7 protein-coding genes and 1 pseudogene are annotated in these 22407 nt (G+C 42.2%); 5 read left to right on the top strand and 3 right to left on the bottom strand.

Annotated features, from left to right (window positions below; translation table 11 throughout):
* Nucleotides 1-189: 189 nt before the first annotated feature.
* Nucleotides 190-2850 (bottom strand): hypothetical protein, encoded by a 2661-nt coding sequence (locus IPI59_02265; GenBank protein MBK7526389.1) that lies wholly within the window; start codon nt 2848-2850, stop codon nt 190-192.
* A gap of 354 nt (nt 2851-3204) precedes the next feature.
* Between IPI59_02265 and prfA the strand changes: the two genes are divergently transcribed.
* The 3 genes and pseudogenes from prfA to IPI59_02280 all read left to right on the top strand — a co-directional run bounded on the left by prfA (nt 3205) and on the right by IPI59_02280 (nt 6194).
* Nucleotides 3205-4284 carry a peptide chain release factor 1 gene (gene prfA, locus IPI59_02270; protein MBK7526390.1) on the top strand — a complete coding sequence of 360 codons (1080 nt, stop codon included), beginning with the start codon at nt 3205-3207 and terminating at the stop codon, nt 4282-4284.
* 130 nt (nt 4285-4414) lie between these two features.
* Nucleotides 4415-5140, top strand: coding sequence for a hypothetical protein (locus IPI59_02275; GenBank protein ID MBK7526391.1), 726 nt, complete (start codon nt 4415-4417; stop codon nt 5138-5140).
* 258 nt (nt 5141-5398) lie between these two features.
* Nucleotides 5399-6194 (top strand): annotated as a pseudogene (locus IPI59_02280) (hypothetical protein).
* Between the two features lie 359 nt (nt 6195-6553).
* On the opposite strand, the gene IPI59_02285 reads toward IPI59_02280, so the two are convergent.
* The gene (locus IPI59_02285) at nt 6554-17788 is read right to left on the bottom strand and encodes a tandem-95 repeat protein (protein ID MBK7526392.1); all 11235 of its coding nucleotides are present in this window, start codon (nt 17786-17788) and stop codon (nt 6554-6556) included.
* A 480-nt stretch (nt 17789-18268) separates the two neighbouring features.
* Between IPI59_02285 and IPI59_02290 the strand changes: the two genes are divergently transcribed.
* On the top strand, nt 18269-19828 hold the full coding sequence (locus IPI59_02290; GenBank protein ID MBK7526393.1) for a hypothetical protein: 1560 nt from the start codon (nt 18269-18271) through the stop codon (nt 19826-19828).
* Nucleotides 19829-19949: 121 nt separating this feature from the next.
* The gene (locus IPI59_02295; protein ID MBK7526394.1) at nt 19950-20348 is read left to right on the top strand and encodes a hypothetical protein; all 399 of its coding nucleotides are present in this window, start codon (nt 19950-19952) and stop codon (nt 20346-20348) included.
* Nucleotides 20349-20505: 157 nt separating this feature from the next.
* On the opposite strand, the gene mnmG is transcribed toward IPI59_02295, so the two are convergent.
* Complete coding sequence (gene mnmG / locus IPI59_02300) at nt 20506-22374, bottom strand: tRNA uridine-5-carboxymethylaminomethyl(34) synthesis enzyme MnmG (GenBank protein ID MBK7526395.1); 1869 nt, start codon at nt 22372-22374, stop codon at nt 20506-20508.
* Between the last annotated feature and the right edge of the window lie 33 nt (nt 22375-22407).

Here is a 22407-nt window from a genome sequence, read left to right on the forward strand (position 1 = left end):
AAAATATTATTTATCCGGGAATATTAACTGCAGGATGAAATGGCTGCAAAATTACGCAATTACCGTTGTTTTAAAAAACGCAGGTCAGCATCCGGAGCAATTTGATACTGCCCGGCAGCATTTTTAAGCTTCATATTGTATTAAAAAGTTTGGAGTTGTTGTTTTCTCGCCCGTTATATTCCATTTTAATTATGGCAGCACCATTTGAACGGTCAAACTGCCGGCGCCGCTATTACCCCACTGTACTTGCACGTTGGGCGAGCCCTGTCCGCTTAGCACTACGCCTCCGGTAACTACCCAGTTATAGGTTGCATTGGCATAGGTTGGGGCAGTATAATCGTGCATCGAGTTGTTGCAGGGATTTATGCTGCCGGCAATAGTTTTATTTACAGTATGAAACTGCAACACACCGGCCACCGATGCCGTGCAACTGCCCATTGCATTTTGTGTAACTTGCACGCTACCTGCTGCAAAATCAACCTGGTAATTGGCGTTTGGTTGAACACCGCAAAGGGTATGTTGTGTTAGCTCGTTGCTGCCCCATACATATTGCGTGTTGGTAACTGGTGCGGGGGCTAATCCGGATTGGCTGTTGAACAACGCAACATATTGGTTTTGGTCTCCATTCGTTATAGCAGCGCCGGTCATTTTTGCATCGGTAGTTGTAATGTTTTGGGTTGTAATGGCGGGCAAATTAGTATTTCCGGCGGTTATAACCGTTAAAAACGGATGTTCGAGGGTATTATTAACGGGGTGCTTTACATCAATACGCCATGTTTGAGGATTTACGTTGTTGTCGTCATAGTATAATGTATCCGGATTATTTGATTCGTCAATTAGGTCAATAGAAGCAGTTTGCGGCAACAAGGTATGTAAATATAGTTTCGAGGTGTTTTTTTGAAGGGTAGTAATATTGCCGTTTTGGGTGGGTTGGCCGGTAAAGTGCCAACGCAATGCTTTTATATAGGGGTTTCCGGAGTTGCTTGCCACCTTAACCTGGTCAAAAACTACCATTAAGTTAGAGCCGTTCAGGTATAAATAATTCCGGTAAAAATGTTGCAGCGGGCTGTTCCATAGTGTTGTATCATAGCTCTTATAGTAGGCTGGGCGTAAGTTTCCGCGCACATAGGTCCATTTATTATTTTGTTCGGCGGCAACAATAGCATCGTGGCCAAAACTTGTTTGCCCTCCTACGTAGTAGTCGCTATCGTACATATAATCGCCGTTATCGTAAAAAAACAAGGTATTGCTATGCGCCGAATTGCTCATATAAACATTGCTGCCTACCATTCCATTACAATCTTCGCCCGTAGTTTGTTTAAATAACGAGGCTTCCATTAAAAGCCATTCGTTGTTTCGTTTTAGTGCAATATGCCCTGCCTGTTTATGTTCGTGGCCTTCATAAGTAGCGCAACCCATGCGTATAGATGCCCAGGTAGCCGAGGTGTCCCAGCTATTGCGCATTAAAAAATAGGGCACGGCCTGATTATTATGCCATCCGCCATAGTAGCCATTGGCAAAACCACTGTGGCAAAGGGGTTTTACTTCTTCAAACGGTGTAGCTGTGGCATTAGGTAGGTGAAAATAAAAAGCCTCCCAAGCGGCATCGGGGTAAGGAACGCCCGATGGGTTGTATTGTGTTATGCACTCGTTTTGTGTAGGTTGTAAAAAAGTGTGTCTAAAGTATTGGGCATACTCGCCTTCGGTAGTACCTGCCAAATAAAATGCTAAGCGTGTGGCTAAATAACGCGGGAAAAATGCGCCCCAATCGCCGCCCCAGTCAGCAAAAAAATCAATTTCAGAGCGGTTGGGCATGCAGCCTCCAATTTGGCCATTTAATAATTGCACCAACCAGTTTTGATAGGTTTGTATTAGGTTTTGGTCGGTGGTGGCGGTGCTGACAACCTGCATATAATCGAGCAGCCGGCTAAGGGCAGCGCCGTAAGCCCAGCCTTCGGTGTACCAGCCGCCAGCTAAGGGTTTTGCTACTAAGGTGTCGGGGTTGTTGTAGGTTTCGGCGCTCAATACGGTGGGGTAACCGCCGTTGTAAAGCTGACTAATATAAGTATAAGCCGTGTCGTTGCCAATAGTGGTCGTTTTAGTGCCATCAAATCGGTTGCGCGCCCAGTCAATCATGGTTTGTGCGTTGGCGTTGTCGTTAAAAAGTGCGTAGCCCATATAACCAATACCAGCCGTATGACCCATAAAATAATTATCGCCGGCGCGTTCTTTATTTTGGTAGCCGTTGTTGCGTATGGCGGTAAAATATTGGTTCATTACGGCAGCTAATTGGGTACGGCGGCTTGCACCTAATTCGTCGTAAGCCCAGTCGTAAATAATGGCTGCAGCCCGGCAAATAAAACGCGAGGGGTAGTGGCTATCAACTCTAATTGGCCAAATGGTGTCGGCTACGCCTACTATCCAATAATGGTTTTGTGCGGCAATAATGGTATCGGCTAATTGTAGCAGTTTGTTCGAGTAATCGGTTGGAAAATTGCCGGTATTATTTCCTTTGCTTATTTGGTGTGCCAAGCCTAAATTCATGGCAGCATCAAACCACCCCGACCCTTGGTAGGAATAAGCGATAGTGCTGCTGGGTTCTTGGGAGTAGGTGGTTTGGTTCCATGTTAAAACATTGAAATTGGTTAAATTGTCGGCGCGGGTTTTAAGTGCCAGCCAAGTTGGGTCGTTATTGTTTTTTTTGTCGAGCAGGGCATTTTTTATATCGGTGGTAAACAACAAACGAGGGTGGGTGCTTACAATTTGAGCACTTGAGTTGATTGAGCCAGTCAAAAAATAGCTTAAAAAAAACAACGGCAAGGCAAGATGAAATAACTTGAAATTGAACATGGTGTAGGTGATTTTTATTAATTTTATTAGTAATGAGATGAAAATGCGGCGTTAAAGTTTATCCGGAGTTTTTGAATGAATTGGCATTTATTGGTCAAATTTTCTAAGCATACTCATCCGGATTAATTTAAGGCAAAAATAATCAGCCTATTTTTAAAAAATCAATTTTTATTGAGCGGCATCTGCCTTTGTTTAATACCGTTCATAAAATATCGTTTAAATGATGTAATTTTGCCTTTATTTTTGCTTTTTTATCCGGATATTTACAAATTGTACGCCTTAAAATAATCATTTTTATACAACAACAAACAAACACATATCCGATTTTACGTTTTTTAAGATAGATTGATTAGTATGCTCGACAAACTTGAAGTAATATACCACAGATGGGAAGATATTGGCGAAAGCCTTGCCGACCCCAAAATAATGCAAGATAATAAACAATTTGTACGCCTTAGTAAAGATTACAAAAACTTAGAGGGTATAGCGCATGCCTACCTTCGCTACCGCACTATTTTAAGCAATATTGATAATAGCCGCGATATAATTGCCAACGAAAAAGATGCTGATTTTAAAGAAATGGCCAAAGCCGAATTAGATATTTTAGAAAACGACAGACAAATATTAGAGGAGAAAATTAGAGAAATGTTAGTGCCCAAAGACCCCGAAGATGAAAAAAATGCAGTACTCGAAATTAGGGCTGGGACTGGTGGCGACGAGGCTTCAATATTTGCCGGAGATTTGTTTAGAATGTATCAGCGATTTTTTGAAACCAAAGGTTGGCAAGTTGAATTGGTTAGCATGAACGAAAACCCCGTAGGCGGGTACAAAGAAATATCGGTACGGGTTGAGTCGGCAAACGATGGCGTTTACGGGCAGCTTAAATACGAGTCGGGGGTACACAGGGTACAGCGTGTGCCAGCAACCGAGGCGCAAGGGCGTGTGCATACCTCGGCAGCATCGGTGGCAGTGCTGCCCGAAGCCGAAGAAGTGGACGTGCAAATTAACACCGCCGACCTTGAGTGGGATACTTTTAGGGCACAAGGAGCAGGTGGCCAAAACGTAAACAAAGTTGAAACCGCCGTTAGGGTTAAACACCTACCAACGGGTATAGTTGTGGCCTGCCAAAAAGAACGCTCGCAACACGGCAACCGTGCCATAGCTCTTGAAATGCTGCGCACAAAAATTTACGAAATTGCCTACCAAAAACACGTAGATGAAATTGCATCGAGGCGCAAAACCTTAGTATCAACCGGCGACAGATCGGCAAAAATACGCACCTACAACTGGCCGCAAAACCGCGTTACCGACCACCGCATTAACCTTACGCTTTATAATTTAGATGCCATAGTAAATGGCGACGTACAACCTTTAATAGATGCCCTTCAATTAGCCGAAAATGCCGAAAAAATGAAGGCCGGCGAAACATTATAGAAAGGGACGAGAACATACAACAGCTCGGCAATGCAATGAAAGGCTTACAAACGGCATAAATAAAATATGCTGGCCAACGCCTATATCGTGTTATATTTTGATTTTTTTCACTTATATTCAACTACAAATAATGTTACGTACAACTGCCTACTGTTTATTGATTGGCATTTTTATAGCCAACACTATTGCGGCAAACGCTCAATTATTTTGCCAAAACACTACAAATAAAGATATTTGGTTGTCTTTAGCTTACAACTATGTTCCGATTGAAAAGATTGGCGAGCCAGACCTGTACGACACCTTTGTGTGCGAAGGATGGTTTTATGTTCCGGCCGGCGGGGCTGCTCAATTAACAACACATATTGGTTTTGACCGCAAGCATGGCGTAAAAACTAATTTCTTTTTTTATGCCTACCAAATTGGTGGTCGCGAGTGGAGTGGAAGCCGCCTGTTTTTAACTGATTTTAATGCACCCAAAAAACAAGGCCAATTAGGTTTTAAAATTGAAAACGCCCAAAAAACGGCTACCAATACAAATCCGCAATATTGGACTTTAAACTTTAAGCGCGGCGTAAATACCGATATGGCAACCTATGTATTAGTGCTGCGCGAAGATGATGTAAACGACCCGCCTCATAGTTTAGAAGCGGCTTTCGACGCCGAAAATCCATTTGACCCACAAACAATGTTTGGCAATGCACACCAAAACGAATCCTACAGCAATTCAGCACCAAATCCGGCAAATAGACCCAGTTCTACTGCGCCAATATCAATATGGTCATCGGCACCCCAAAATATCGACTTAATTCAGGTGCGCCAAAATTTAAAGGAAGTTGAATCCGAAAACCCAAGATAAAAGACTAACAGCAACAATATTGGAGCGTGCCTTAAAATGGTTTCAATTTTTTTAATGAATTTAAGGCTTAATGGACAAAAATGATGCTAAAATCGTCTGGAAAGCTTAATATTATTAGCTTTGAGGACAATCAAAGGTTATGAATAAAAAAAGTGCTTTTACTGCGGTAGTTCTGTTACCAAGAAAAATGGGTTAGTAAAAGGTAAACAGCGATATAAATGTGCCTGCTGTAATAAACAATTTTTAGGTGGGCAACGCATCAATAACGAGCAAATATGGGAAGAATACAAAAGTGGTAAACAGACCTATTTGCAGTTAGCTCACAAGTATAATTGTTCTGTTAAAACGATTCAAAGGCGGTTAGACAAGATTAAAATAGTGGCTACGGAAAAAACAGGTAGAGTAGTCGTTGTATTAATGGACACCACCTATTGGGAGCGGGGTTTTGGCGTAATGCTTTTTAAAGATGCCTACACCAAAGAAAACCTTTTGAAATATTATGTGAAGACAGAGACAAATGGGCTGTATATAGAAGGAATTAAGGAGTTAAAAAGGCGAGGTTTTACTATTTCGGCTATTGTTTGTGACGGAAGAAAAGGCTTAATTGCGTCGTTTAAGGGTATTCCTGTTCAAATGTGCCAGTTTCATCAAGCAGCAATAATTCGAAGATATTTGACCCGTAAGCCAAAGCTAAAAGCTGCACAAGAGCTGATGGATGTTGTAGATTTGATGAAGCAAACAGACAAAGAAAGCTTTGTCGGAGCATTAGGGCTATGGCTTGAAAAATGGAAAGTGTTTCTAAACGAGAGAACTGTAAATCCGACTACAAACAAATCGTTTTATACGCATAAAAGGCTTAGAAGTGCTTATCGTAGTTTGAAGAATAATTTACCTTGGTTTGTTTACTTGGCACGATAACAGGGAACTTCAAATACCTAACACAACCAATGCTATTGATGGACATTTCGCAGATTTAAAAAACAAATTAAGAAACCATAATGGCCTATCAATGAAACGGAAAATGAAATTTATAGATGGGTTTTTAAAGGTATAAGGGCTTTCTGAAAATATCAAAGGCTTACAATATACAGTAAGCCTTTGATAAGACATTTTCGTCAAGCATCTGTTTTATCCCTGACAAGTTGCTCCCCAGCAGAGCTTGTTTCCGTTTTTACAGACATGCAAAGAAATAAAATATTCAAGAATAATGTAAAAAAGTGAATAAAAAAACAGCATTAAAAATGTCCACTTGAACCAAGCGTCTAAAAAATAGCATTAAAAATGTCCATTACTCCGAATTTAACCTTAAAAGCTTTCTTTATCTTCACATAAAAAATCAAGCCTACTTGTTTAAAAACAAGTAGGCTTGATTTGTTTGTTTATGGCAAGGTGCAAACAACAAATAGTTTTTTGCTATCGCATTAGTTCAATAAAGCCATTATATTTTTCGATTACTCCAGCTTCGGGCTTAACGGTAATAACGTAATAATAAGTGCCCTCGGGAGCAGGCTCGCCGTTAGTTTGCCAGTTGCCGTCCCAAACGCACTCCTCGTTAACTGTTTCGGGGCAGTACATTAAATCGCCCCAACGGTTAAATATAAGCAGTTTTACTTCGGCGCCTGGGTTGCAAATTTCAAAATTGGCTATATTGCTAATATACCAGCAATCGTTTTTATTGTCGCCGTTTGGCGAGAAGCCATTAGCAGGCACTAAAACACATTCGGGTTTGGGTTCGATGGTGATATAGACCCAAGCGGTATCGCATATTTTAGTAGCCGGGTCATCCGGATTTGTTTGTACGCACAATACATATTGGAAGGAATCAACCCCTTCATAATCATCCTCCGGATTGTAGTTTATTGGCGTACCATCGCCCGGATTTGTAACAACGCCTTGTTGAGGTGGCGTAATAATGGTTACGGTAATTATTCCGGATGGGTAAGAGTCGTTATCTAAAATATCAATGGTAAGGTCTGTATTAAATGGAGTTGTAACCGTGTCATTTACTGCATCTATAACTTGGTCAATGGTATCGGTGCTAATACAAATGCTTACCAAAGCTGTGTCGGTTAAGCCATCGGGGTCTTGTATTACGTAGCTAAACGAGTCGGTTCCTTCAAAACCGGTTGGCGGCGTATAAATAATGCTATCGCCTGTGGTATTAATGGTTGCTGTGCCGCCTTGCTGGGTAGGTGTTTGCACCCATATAATTAAGAGCAAGTCGCCATCGGGGTCAGTATCGTTGGCAAGTACCGGAATTGTAGCCGTATCGGCAGGGCTAATACAATCTTGCACGTCTGTTAGGTCATCGTTGTTAGCAACTGGGGTATCGTTTACACATGTAATTTGAATAACGGCACACACCGTATCACAAATTTCGCCAAGTGCATCGCAAACCAACATGGTAAAATCATCGTTGCCACAATAATTTGCGTTAGGTGTATAAGTTAAACAGCTTGGGTTGCCAACAATGGGGTTAAGCGTGCCATTAACTGGGGCAGTAACAACCTGAATACTTCCAATAACAAATTCTACTTTATCGGTTGCGCACACCTCAACAGCGGTGTCTTCAATGGTTTGTGCAACCACGCACCCAACTTGGGCGGTATCGGTAATTAAAATAGTAACATAAGCCGTATCGCACAAGCTTGGCGTACCATCGTCGCAAATTACATACTCAAAATATACATTTTCTCCTTCAACGCAGTTGGTATCGGGGGTAAAAGTAACAGAGCCATCGCCGTTATTGGCAACCGTGCCACATTCGGGTTGGGTAATTAAGGTAATAGCAATATTATCGCCATCGGGGTCGGTATCGCCATCTAAAAGGTCAATGGTTACGGGTGTATTTTTGTCGGTGGTGGTTTTTTCATCATCGGCCAGCGGTGGATGATTTACTTTTGGCTCTTCCTCTTCGCTTACAGTTACGCAAACAGTAGCTATATCGCAAAGGTTAGGGGCTCCGTTATCGCAAATAGTATAGTTAAAGCAACAAACGCCCAAAAAGTCGGTAGCAGGTGTAAATATTAACTGGGTGCTGTCGGCGTTAAAGGCTACCACACCACAAACGGGCTGTGTAAATTCGGTAATTACTAAGCTATCGCCGCCAAATGGGTCGTTATCATTATTTAAAACATCAATTTCAATGGGTGTAGTTGGTTTGGTGGTAGCTACATCGTTTACAGCATTAGGCGGCACGTTAGTCGAGTCGGCGGGCAAAACTATCACCTCAACTACGGTAATATCGCATTGGCCAAACACGTCACAAATTTGATACTCAAAATAATCAACGCCTATATATCCGGAGTTAGGTGTGTAAACAATACTATCTCCTACAACTTCGGCTGTGCCATGTTCGGGTTCGTCAATTAAGGTAGGCGTTATAGTAATATCCGTGCCTTTGTCGTTAGCCAGCACATCAATTGTAACGGGGGTGTCCATGTTGGTATAGTCAATATCGGGTTGGGCATCAATAAGCGTTGGCGAAATGGTAATAAATACAATAGCTGTATCGCAAAGGGGCGGATAAGGGCCTTGGTCGCAAACTTCGTAGAAGAACAGGTCGTTGCCCAAGTAGTTTTCATCCGGAGTATAGGTAAATGTGCCATCGCCGTTATCAACAACGCTACCATGTGCGGGGTTGGTAATTGGTTTAAAATCCAAGTCATCAAGCAGGCCATCGGGGTCGCTGTCGTTGGGTTTAACGTCAATGGTAACGGGTGTATTTACAAATGTAGTTTTGTAATCGTCAACTGCTAAAGGTTTTTTATTTAAGCAACTATCTGTACCAACACCTACGGCAACAATGGCATCATCGCAAAGTCCAAATGGGTCGCAAATTGTATAGGTAAAGGTGTCGCAGCCCACAAATCCGGGATTAGGGGTGTAAACTGGTAGGCCGTCAATTATTTCAACGGTACCATTGGCTGCGGGGTTTACATCAGTTACTTCAATAGGGTCGCCATCGGGGTCAAAGTCGTTTCCGGTTACAGGTATGCTAATTGGCTCGTCGGGGTTAGTTGTTGCTACATCGTTTACCGCTACGGGGGGCAAATTGTTTTCTAAACTATCAATAACGATGCTTACCCAAGTCGAGTCGCAGCTATTGCCACAATCGCAAGCTTTGTAGTAGAAATAAACAGTGCCAACAAAATCAGTTTCCGGAATATAGGTTGCCGTTAAGCCATCAGTTGTTACTGTGCCTTTTTCGGGAGTACTTAGTTGCGTAATGGTTAAATCGCTACCGATATCATTTTTTAGCACCTCAATTAAAACTGGTTTGTTTTGTTCGGTATAGGCCACATCGGGTTGTAAATCTATAATGCCGGCAATATTAATTATTACGGTTGATTGTGCTTTTTGCCCTTGTGGGTCGCAAATTTCGAGCACAACAGTATCAATACCCGTAGCACCAGGGTTAGGAATATAACCTATTACTTTGCTTCCAACGCCAATAACCGCCGAGCCTTTTGTAGCTTGCGCAATGATGGCACAAATACTTAATTCACATCCGGAGTCGTTAAGCAATGGGCTAATTTCGGCAGGGGTATCTATGGCAATACAAATTTCGTCGTTTTGTACTAATAAGTTACAGTCAACGCCAATATTAATTTGCACATAGCTGGTATCGCAGAGCGGCACCAAATCGTCATCACAAACTATATAGGTAAAATAATCAACACCTGTATAATCATTGACAGGCGTGTAATCGAACGTTCCATCCGGATTAATTATTACTGAGCCGTGTGCAGGGTTTGAGCCTTTAGAGAAGATAAGTACATCAATGGCATCATCGGGGTCGTTCACCAAAGGTTTAAGGTCATCGCTTACGGGCGTGTTGATGGGCGTGTTGTAAACAGCGGGGTTGGCAAAAGGTGGCAAATTGGGGTAGGGTGCATTAACGCATATCTGAACCAATGCCGTATCTGTTGCACCTTGATTGTCTTTAATTATATAGCTAAAAGTATCGCAACCGGTAAATCCGGAATTAGGTGTGTAGGTAATTTGGTCGCCGTCAATAGTAGTTGTTCCATTTGCAGGCTGCGTTACCGTTTCAATAATTAGCGGTTGGTTTTCGGGGTCGCTATCATTATCTAACACATTTAAAGTTATAGGCGTTTCAAGGGGTGTTTCGCCTGTATCGTTATTTGCGGTTGGCGGCTGATTGGGTGCATCGGGCGGCAATACCGTTACGCTTACAATAGTTTGATCGCAAACGCCATTGCAATCGCAGGCTTGGTAGAAAAAGTAATCAACGCCCGAAAAGCCTTCGTTTGGGGTGTAAATTACCTCGTCATTAGCTGTTAGCTGTGCCTGGCCATTTTCGGGTTTAGTTAAAGAGGTAATATCTAAGTCGCAGCCCTGGTCGTTATTTTTGGGCAATATTGTAATTGGTGTTTCAAAGGGTGTTTGTACTATGTCGGGTTGTAACAGCATAACTTCGGCGCCAATAAATATTTTAACCCACGAGGTGTCGCAGAGCGGAAAGATATCGTCGTCGCAAAGGATATAGGTAAAATAATCAACGCCTTGATAGTTACTGCTTGGCAAGTAGGTAAAATTGCCATCGGGGAATAGGGTTATAACACCATTTTCGGGTGGCGAGCCTAAGGAAACAGTTAAGTCGTCAAGTGCATCGTTGGGGTCACTGTCGTTGGGTTTAACCTGCCCCGAAACGGGTGTGTTTATTTCGGTATAAACGCTGTCGGGTAGGGCAATGGGTGGCAAATTAGGATTGGCAGTTCCGGTACACACAATTACTAATGCTTGGTCGGTAAGGCCACCATTATCTTGTATCACATAACTAAAGGTGTCGCAGCCCACAAATCCGGGATTAGGCGTATAAATAATTTCGTTGTTATCAATAACAGTAGTGCCGTTTTGCGGGCTTGTTACACTTATAACGCTAAGGGGTTGGTTTTCGGGGTCGCTGTCGTTATCTAATACACCAATAGTTATTGGGGTGTCAAGCGGGGTGTTTACATTGTCGTTATTTGCTGTAGGCGGTTGATTGGGTTCATCTTTAGGCAATACGGTTACGTTTACAATAGTTTGGTCGCATGCGCCTTGGCAGTCGCAAGCTGTATAAAAGAAGTAGGTTGGGCCAACAAACCCTTCGTTGGGGGTAAATTTAAAATTTTGACCAATTTTAATAACGTTTCCACCTACTGGCTGGGTAAAATCGCTAATTGTCAGCGAGCAGCCTTTGTCGTTGTCTAACACTTGAAAAGTAATGGGCGTTTCGTAAGGTGTTTGTACCAAATCGGGCTGCAATACTAATGGGTCGCCTATAATAATTTGAACATAGCTGGTATCGCAGAGTGGTAAAACGGGGTCGTCATCGCAAACCTGATAAAAGAAATGGTCATAACCTTCAAATCCGGATGCTGGTATATATTCAAACGTTCCGTCAGCATTTAAAGTTACCGTACCAAAGTCGGCATCGTTAATTAAGGTAACGGTTAAATCATCTTTGGCATCATTGGGGTCGCTGTCATTATCTAACACGTTGCCAAATTTTACCTGGTTTACGCCTGTTGTATAAAAATCGGGGTTGGCTATGGGTGGCAAATTTCCCGAAGTTGTATCAACGCAAACTTGTATGGTGGCTGTTGCCTGAAGGCCTTGTGCGTCTTCGATGGTGTAGTCAAACACATCGCAACCTTTAAAGTTTGGGTCAGGCGTGTAAACAATTTTGTTGTCAATAATTTCGGCTGTGCCATTGGCGGGGTCGTCCACGTTAGTAATAACAAGCGGCTCGTTTTCGGGGTCGCTATCATTGTTTAGTGCATCAATGGTAACGGGTGTATTAATTGGGGTGGTGGTGGCATCGTCGTTGGCAATGGGTGCTTTGTTGGGACTGTCAAAAACGGTTATACCTACAAGCGTTGATTTTTCCTGACCATTGCAGTCTTTTGCTGTGTAGGTAAAATAGTCTTCGCCTACATAATCCGGATTTGGTACGTAATACAGTTTGTCTCCTACTATATCAACACTACCATGGCTGCCCTGCGTCCACGCTACAATTTGAAGGTCGCAGCCCAAGTCATTGTTCAATACATCAATTAAAACCGGTTCATTTTTAGGGGTAGTGGCCACATCGGGTTGAACTATAAACTCAATTTCGGCGGGTTCAATATTAATTTGCACATAGCTTGTATCGCAAAGCGGCACAATATCGTCATCACAAACTATATAGGTAAAATAATCTACGCCTGTGTAGTTTGCGTTGGGTTGATATTGGTAAGTGCCATCGGCATTTACGGTAGCTACGCCATTTGCCGCCTGCGAGCCTAAACTAAAGGTTAAATCGGTGTCGGCATCGTTGGGGTCGCTCACAACATCCAACAAATCGCCCATTATTGGCGTATTGACTTTGGTGGTAATAATTTTTGGAGTGGCAACGGGTGGCAGGTTAGGGTTGTTTTGGCCAACACATACTATAACTTCGGCTTCGTCGGTTAGGCCGCCATTGTCGGTAATGGTATAGGTAAACAAGTCGCAGCCGTTATAGCCTTCGTTGGGCGTGTAGGTTACTGTTTGATTAGGATTAACAACAACAGTGCCATTTGCCGGAGGTGTGGTAATGGCAACTGTTAAGCTGCCGTTTTCGGGGTCGCTGTCGTTATTCAATACCGGAATAGTAACCGGAGTATTGGTGGGTGTGTTTGCATTGTCGTTGTTGGCCGTTGGCGGCAGGTTGGGTGCATCTTTTGGCAACACGGTTACGCTTACAATAGTTTGGTCGCAAATGGTTTCGTTGACATTACAAGCGGTGTAAAAAAAGTAGTCAACGCCGCTAAATCCGGGTTTGGGCGTATATAGCAGTGTGCCATCGGGAGTTAATGTTACATTACCATTATCGGGTTGTGTAAATTCTTTAACGTGTAGATTTTCGCCCTGGTCGTTGGCAATTACGTCAATATCAATAGGGGTTTCAAACGGAGTTTGCACAATATCGGGTTGGGCTACAATAGGGGTTGGGTCGCCAATGATATTAATTTTTACCACAGCCGTATCGCATTTATTGGCACTACAAGTATTACAAAGCACGTAAGTAAACTCGTCTGTGCCGGTATAGTCGGTTTCGGGGGTGTATAACACGTCTAAATTTGCTTGCACATCGGCAACACCGTGTGAGGGTGGGTTTAGTATATTTACGATAAATTCGTATGGCTCGCAAATGCCCAAATCGTTGGCGGTTACAGCTATTAAGTAGTTGGTATTTTTTGGAATTGTAACATTATCATCAACCGCAATAGGCGCGGTACAGCCTACAAAAACAAGCACGTACGCCGTATCGCATTGGCCAAAATTATTACAGGCAACGACCGTAAGGGTATCGGTGCCAAAAAATCCGGGTAGAGCGGTATATTTAAAGCAGCTGTCGCTTAAAAGTTGGATTCCGCAGTTAAAAGTAGCGGTAACGCCAATGATTTGATATTCACCGTCAAGTAAATCGCAAAACTCGGGGCAAATAATTTCCGGAATCATGGGCTCTGCGCAAAGTGCTATGTTTGGGTCGCATTCTTGTTGTACTAATATAGTTACGGTTGCTTCGGCACAATATTTTTCTTTTGTATCGGTTTCGCAAATTTTGTAAGTAAAGGTTACGGTGCCTGTAAACCCGGCGGCCGGTATAAAGGTAAAACACTGGCTTAACCCGTTAAACACTAAGTTTCCTTGTTCGGCGGGTATTGGCGTATTGGCTGTTACGGCAAAAATATCGCCGTTTAAGTCGTAGTCGTTATTGGTTACGCAAATATCAACGGGCGTATCGGCTGGGGTAGTGGCATTGTCGTTTAGGGCTACCGGCGGTACATTGTCGCTGCTGCCGTCGCAGTCTTCTTTAACAATTACGTGTACCACTACAGTTTCGCATTCGCCTTTTTGATTGCACCCGGTAATTGTAATTATATCTTCACCAAAAAATCCGGGCAATGGGGTATATTTTAGGCAGGTGTCGCTTAAAAGTTTAATACTGCAATCAAAAGTAGTAGTTGCGCTTTTAATTTTGGCATCCGTTACGGTACAAAATTTTATACAAATTTCAAGAGGAGTAAACGGTTCGGTGCACAAATTGTCAGGGTTTTGCCACCCGTCGCAAGGGTCGGGGCCGGTTTGGCAGTCGCCATCTTTGCTTACAATAGTTGGTATATTTATGGTTTGGCAGTTGCCTGTGCCGTCGCAAGCTGTTATTTGCATGGTGCCTTCGCCAAAACTGTTGGCGTTTGGCGACCATATTACGCAGTTGCCTACGTAGGTAGTTGTCAGGTTTAAGTTGGAGGTTATATTAGTTATAAAGGCATCGGGTTGGAGGTTGCAAAACACTAAGCAAAAATCTTCGGTGATGCCGGGTTTGCTGCATATTATATCCGGATTGGTGCTGTCATCGCAAGGGTCGCCGGGGCAACTGCCATCGGGGCTAACCCAAGCCGGAACGCTAATGGTTTGGCAATTACCATTTGCATCGCAGGCGGTAACGACTAAGGTGTCGGCGCCAAAAAATCCGGGCAATGGAGTCCATTCAACACATTTTGTGCCTTTAATTTTCAGGCCACAGTCGTAGGTTGCGTGTATTTCGGTAATTGAGGCATCGTCTCCTACTTCGCAAAATACCAGGCAAAAATACTCGGGCACCATTGGTTGGGCACAAATTAAGGTGGGGTTGCTGCTATCATCGCAAGGTTTAGGGTCGCAATCGCCAATATTTATATGTACGACTATGGTTTCGCATTGTCCAAACTCATTACATCCGGTAATATATAAAATATCTTGTCCTTGTTGTCCGGGCAAAGGGGTAAACTCAACACAATTATTATTAATTATTTTAAGGCCGCAATTAAACATCGATTCTACCTTTGTAACAACGGCATCTTCGACGGTGCAAAAATTTACACAAACTTCGATTGGGGTGTTTAGTGGCGTGCATAAATTATCGGGGTTTTCGCAATCGCCTTTTTTAAGTACGGTTACTTTTACTACGGCGTTGTCGCAGCCATCGTCGTCGCAAATAGTGTACATAAACTGGTCTGTACCTGTAAATCCGGGGTCGGGGGTATAACACAGTTTATTGCCGTTTTTTGTTACTACGCCATTGAGTGCATCTGTAAAAGCATCCATATAAAAAGGGTCGCCATCGGTATCGTAGTCGTTATTAAATACGTCAATACATACGGTTTCTGTTTCGTTGGTGGTAGCGGCATCGTTAATAGCTATGGGTTTTTTGCCGTCGCAACCATCAATTTGTAAAACCACATAAACGGTATCGCATACAAGGGCATTGGTGCAGCCTACAACCATAATAGTGTCGGTGCCAGTAAATTCGGGGAAGGGTTTGTAGGTAAAACATTGGTCGCCGCCCTCAACATTACACTCGAAAGTTGGTTTTACACCTGCCAAGGTAATTTTTCCGGTTAGGTTGCAAAAATCGGGGCAAATTTCGATGGGTGTAAATTTGGGGGTACAAAAGTATTGATACAAGCAGTTGCTGCCACCACAATCGTTTTTTACTACTGCGCTTACCGTGCTAAGGCAGTTAGTAGCATCTTTTACTTTTAAGAGATAATTTCCGGAAACCAATTCGGTAATACACAATTGACCATCGGCATTTAAAGTTTTAAAAATACCGGATCCGGATATGCTGTACGGGGCGTTTCCGCCATTAATATCCAAGCAAATTTTGCCATCGTTGCCGTTGCAAGTTTCGCCTTCTGCGTTTACGGCTACATTTATTTTACTGCTAATGGGTTGTTTTACCGTAATTTGTTTTAGCAGCGAGCAGCCGTTGGCATCGGTAATTAGTACGGCGAAGCTGCCTGGCTCGTCGAAACAATAGTTGGCCTGTGTGCCGCTTAGGTCGCTGGCTTGCCAACTGTATGGCGGTGTGCCGCCCGAAATGCTCATACACATTTGATAGGCTATGCTGCAATTTGTTTCAATTATTTTTTCGGTAAAATTGGCGGTAAAATCATCGCAACTACCTCCGCAATCTTCTGGTTTATAAACAGTTACTGTTGTGGTTACCATACAGTCGTCTTCTTGCGAGGCGGTAGCGGCGGTAAGGGTGTAAATGCCTTCGGGTATATTTGTTATACATTCTTCAACACCATCTGTCAATAAAATAATTTCGTTTGATGGTAGTCCCTGTAAATAGTAATTGCCCCCTAAGCCCGTTGCGGTAACACAAATTTGGCCATTTTCGTTGCAAGTGGCATCGGTTACTACAATATTTAATTTAAGCTTTGAGCAGTCGGGGCCACAATCGGCGGGCTTAGCCACCGATATATTTTTAGTAAAAACACATGTTTCGGCATCTGTAATTACAAGGGTGTAATTGCTGTTTGTTACGTTTTTAAAGCAGTACTCGGTATTTTCGTCAATAAGGACGGCTGCACCTAATATGCCCGATACGTTGTAGGGGGCCGCACCGCCTGATACGGTTAAACAAACCTGCCCATCGTTGCCCAGGCAGGTGGCATCGGTAATATTGGTGGCAATAATTACTTGTTTTTCTTCGCAGTTGGGGTTACAGCCTTCGGGGGTGGGCAGGTTTACTAATGCTTGCTTGGTGCAACCGTTGGCATCAACAAATACAAGGGTGTATTGGCCGGGCGGAATATTGGCAATACATTTTTCGGTATTTTCGTTAATGGGGTCAGTTTCGAAAGGCAAACCCGATACATTATAGGGGGCCATACCGCCAAAACCTTTAATGCAAATAGTGCCTCCGGTTAAGCAAGTTGGTTCAACAAGCATATTTGCCACCACTTCCATCTCGTCGCAATTAGGGCCGCAATCTATGCAAGGTACTGGAACAAATAAGTTTTTAGTACATCCGTTAGCATCGGTAACAATTAGGTTATAGTTGTTGCAATCGCCCACGGTTTGGCAGTACTCGCCATTTTCGAAGGTTATTTTTGCATCTAACCCATCAATATTATAGGGAGCTGCGCCGCCGTTTACTAATACACACAAAGTGGTAGGTTTGCCGTCGCAGTCGCCCAAGTCTATAGTAAAATCGGCATTAAAACTAGTACAATCACAGGTTAAGGAAAAATTATACGGTGGGTCGGCTGTAAAACTGCCTTGGTTGTGGTAAACATCGTTAACAGGTGTGTCGGGCAGGTCGCTGTCGGTGCTATTGTTAAAATTAGTTTGGGTTAAATCCCATGCAATATTGGTGGGTTGGGTATCATCTAAAATATCATAACAAATACTACCTAAGGTTAGCCAGTTGGCATCGTCAAAAACTGTGCAATAAACATTATTAACATACGCCGATAAAATTGTAGTAAACTGGGCTTCGCCTATTGTACCCACATCGTCTTGGTTAGTAAAATTAAAATTAGCCCAAGGGGTATAGTTAAAGCCTGGCACCACCACACACGAATCGGTTTTTGGGGTTAGCATGGCGGGGGTATAAACAGCGTTATTAATGGCATTTTTATTATACGACCAATAAACGGTATGGGAGCCAACTGCCAAGTTTGGTGCGCCATCTTCGGCTTTCATTTGTAGATCTATGCAAAGTTGTGAGGTGGGCAAATTGCAATTGACTACCGGATTGGCAAAGCGCAAAGTGTAGGTTGATGGGTTGGTAACTAACTGTGCAGCAACACCTAACGAAAGCACAATGCTTAAAGCCATTGTAATGCATTTGGCAATTGTAAACTTATAATTCATGGTAAATTATAGTAAATTATTAATTTGTTATTCAAAAAAGAAAATACAACTGGGCTATAAAACTACCCACTGTAGCCCAAAATGGGCAACGCAAACAGTAAAAATTAAAAAATTTATACGATACCTTAACAGTAAAGCAAAATACATGCCTAAAATTATACTTTATAGCAAAACTGCTTTAAAAGTTTACCTTAAAATGACTATCCATGATTATTTTGACTTAAATTGCTTCGTTTTTTCTGCCTTCTAAACGACAAAATTTTACTTATTTACTTAGGTAAGAGCGTTTTTTGCCTCCATCAACTTGCAAAACACAAGCTAAAATTAAATTTTAATGTAAATTTGTCTATTCCCGCAACAATAGTTTTAATATTATTTTAATGCGTAGTGTGAAAAAAATCGAGCTAAAAAAAATTGAGTTCAAGATTATTTTGTAATTTTATTGTGTTTATATTTTTTTTATTAACAATTTATTTAAAAACGTTTTTCTTAAATCCGGAATATTTAAAAAATCATCCGGATTTAAAAAGCCAATGCCTTGATTATATTTTTTTATCCGGAGAATATGCTGCAATTGGTACTACTAATTTTTATCCGGAAACAATATCGGGTCGCCGCAATACTGCGCCTTTGCCTTTATCTGTTGAAACCCAGCACTTTAAAATTCATTATACTTTAACCGGTTTACATGCTGTTGCCTCGTTAAATTATGCCGACAGCGTAGCTTTTTACGCCGAATTAGCCTGGCAGCAACTAATAACCCAAATGCGTTTTAAAGCCCCAATACCCGACGATACCACCAGCGGCGGACAAAACTTGTTTGATATTTATTTACAAAACATACCTAACCAAGCCCAAGGCCAAACCTTAGCCGACCCAAGTTTAAACCAAGGGCGTAGCACGGCTATTTGTTATATACTAATACAGCCCAATTTACCCTATATAAACGATTACCAAAGTCAGGGGCTTCGCGCAGTTGTTCAGCACGAGTTTTTTCATGCCATACAAAATGCCTATTATGGCTCGGCATTGGCCGGGCAAACCGGCGATGCCATTACTACCAGCAACAGTATTGCCGTCAGAGAGGGTACGGCTACTTGGGCGCAAACATTAATTACTAATCCTATAGTTAATTATAGCCATTTAGCTTGTTTTATGGCTAATGACGCACATTGGCAACAACCCAATCAAAATATTTGGGCTGGCCAAAACGACTCGTACTTATATGAGCAAGCGAGCTATGCTACGGTATTTTTTTGGCAGTTTTTAACTGAGCATTATGGAAGCGATATCATACGGCTTTTTTGGGAAAAATTAGCTAAAAGTTCGCTACCTGACCCCTCGCAAAGTATGGCCGGATGGGAGTTTACCGCCTTAGATTCCGTATTACAGCCCTATGGCGGTATTAACACGGCAGTAGGGCAATATTGGTGTGCCTTAACTTTATTGCAGTTGCGACCTAATTACGAGGTTGTTCGCCAAACAGAACCCGCCTTAACCTTTAAAGATGGCAATAAATATGTGCTCTATATGCCCAATATTACTACTGCGTCTCCTGTTTTATTAGCTCAAAGCACAACAACCACAAACAAAAATGAAAACCCTTTATTATATGCCATTGGCGGCGCCGCCCTGCACGAAATTAAAGGATGGCAAGCCCAAGAAAAACAAACCCTGTTTAACCTCGAAATACCTACGCCCAACCACAATTTATTGCCATCGGGTTTGCAAGTTTATTTTATTCAATATAACAAAAGAACAGAGTCGTTAAAAATATGCAGTGTTCAAATTAAAGAAGCCATTCAAAATCAACCAAATTTATTCAGTTTTTTTCTTCCGGATTGTGCTCACACCTCATTTTTAAGCCCGAATGATGCAAGTTTAGCCCAATCACAATTCGATAAAAACTACCTATTATTAGTGCGCACTGCCAACCCCGACACCGCCTTACAATTGGGCAACTACGCCCTTCAATATATGCTATATACAACGGTAACAAATTAAACATAATAAAAAACAACTAAACACAAACAAGTAATGACACTTGTTTTTAATTTTACGTCTAAGTATTATTAATATGGGACAATGTAAATAGTAAAAAAATTAATATAAAATAAAAATTATTATGAAAAAACTATTAGTTTTGTTTTTGGCAAATTATTTAGCTTGCCTAACTTTGTTGGCACAGCAACCTGCAACAACACCAAATTACCCGCCAACCATTGACCCCAACTATGTTGAAACGCCCATTCAAGCTACTGCCCCCACCAATTATACTGCTCATATTTTAATGCACGATGGCAAAACCCATTATTATATAATGCTTAATAACGATATTGTGGGCTTGCTTTCAGATGGAAATTATGGCAAAATAGGCATTAAAAAACGCCCGCCTATTGGCCGCGAAACCGAATTTAGCTATATGGTAAAACTACCTCATGTTGTTTATGCTGTTGACCCATTAGGCCACGTTTGGCAACAGGTTTCACCGTACCAGGAAATTGTAGGAGCTGTGGTTAAATAGCACAGGGTTTGCGTTTCTTTTAGAACTTTATAAACGATGCTATAAATCCGGATAAAAATAATATTACCGGAATTAAATACTTGTGGTTAAATTATAACAACTTAAACAAGATGGTCAAGAAAACATAGTGAGAATAAAATATATTTAAACAAACTGTTTACCGCCCAAGTTGTACTAATAAAACCGAAATATCGGCGGGCGACACCCCGCTAATACGACTTGCCTGCCCTAAAGACAGGGGTTTAATTTTGCTTAGTTTATCTTTTGCCTCGTTTGATAAAGCCGAGATTTTAAAATAGTCAAAATTAGGGTTTAGGCGAATATTTTCTAAACGTTGCATTTTGTTGGCCAATTCGCGTTCTTTGGCAATATACGATTCGTATTTTAGGTTTGTTTCGGTTGTTTCGGCGGTTTTGGGGTCAATATCTTGTAAATCGGTGGCAATTTGTGGTATTTTAAGTAAATCGCTTAAGGTTATTTCGGGGCGAAGTAATATTTGCAGTAGTTTTGATTTTTGCCGCAGTGGCGAGCCGCCTTTTTGTTCAATAATGGTATTAATGGCATCGGGGGCAATCGAGTTTTCGGTTAGGTAGTTTACAAGGGCGGCACTTTGGTTAACGCGGTTTTGAACGGCGTTTATACGTTGTTGACTTGCAAGGCCAATTTGGTAGCCAATTGGGGTAAGTCTAAGGTCGGCGTTATCTTGGCGCAACAGCAAGCGATATTCGGCGCGCGAGGTAAACATGCGGTAGGGTTCTTCGGTGCCTTTATTAATAAGGTCGTCAATTAGCACGCCTATATACGCTTGGTCTCGGGTTAAAATCAAGGCGTTTTGCTCCTTAATTTTAAGGTGTGCGTTTATTCCGGCCATTAAGCCTTGGCAGGCGGCTTCTTCGTAGCCGGTGGTGCCGTTAATTTGGCCTGCAAAATAAAGGTTATCAACTAATTTTGTTTCGAGGGTGTGATAAAGTTGTACGGGTGGGAAATAGTCGTATTCAATGGCATATCCGGGTCTAAACAGTTTAGCGTTCTCAAATCCGGGTATTTTTGTAATTGCTTTGTATTGCACTTCTTCAGGCAAAGAGGTTGAAAATCCGTTTACATAAATTTCGATAGTGTTCCATCCCTCTGGCTCTACAAAAATTTGATGTCTGTCGCGTTCGGCAAAGCGTTCAATTTTATCTTCAATACTTGGGCAATAGCGCGGGCCTAAGCCTTTAATGCGCCCTGTAAACATTGGCGACTCGTCAAAACCGGTGCGCAAAATTTCGTGTACTTGGGCATTGGTGTAGGTTATATGGCATGGGCGTTGCTGGTGTAACGGCAAAATTTGTGTTTCGTCGCTAAACGAAAATTTTTCGGGATTTTCATCTCCGGGCTGAATTTCCATCAGGTTATAATTTAGGCTACGGCCATCAACACGTGGTGGCGTTCCTGTTTTCATACGGCCAGTTTCAAAACCTAAACTTACTAATTGTTCGGTAATTCCGGTAGCGGCTTTTTCGGCCATACGGCCACCGCCAAACTGTTTTTGCCCAACGTGGATAATGCCATTTAAAAATGTTCCGTTAGTTAGTACAACGGCCTTTGCGTATATTGTTTGCCCCATTCCGGTAATTACCCCTTGCACTTGTTTGTTGTTTACTACTAAGGCGCGCACCATGTCTTGCCAAAAATCAATATTAGGCGTTTGTTCAAGTTTATAGCGCCATTCGGAGGAAAACAACATCCGGTCGTTTTGGGCGCGCGGGCTCCACATGGCTGGCCCTTTTGAGCGGTTTAACATCCGGAATTGAATCATTGATTTATCGGTAATTATACCCGAGTAGCCACCAAGTGCATCTATTTCGCGCACAATTTGCCCTTTTGCTACGCCACCCATTGCCGGATTGCAGCTCATTTGGCCAATGGTTTGCATATTCATGGTAATTAACAACACACTTGACCCCATATTTGCCGCGGCGGCGGCTGCCTCGCAACCGGCATGGCCAGCACCAACTACAATAATATCGTATTTTTTAAACATGGCGCAAAATTACCACAATTTATAGGTTTAGCA

The organism is Sphingobacteriales bacterium (assembly GCA_016706405.1).
Classification (GTDB): domain Bacteria; phylum Bacteroidota; class Bacteroidia; order Chitinophagales; family UBA2359; genus BJ6.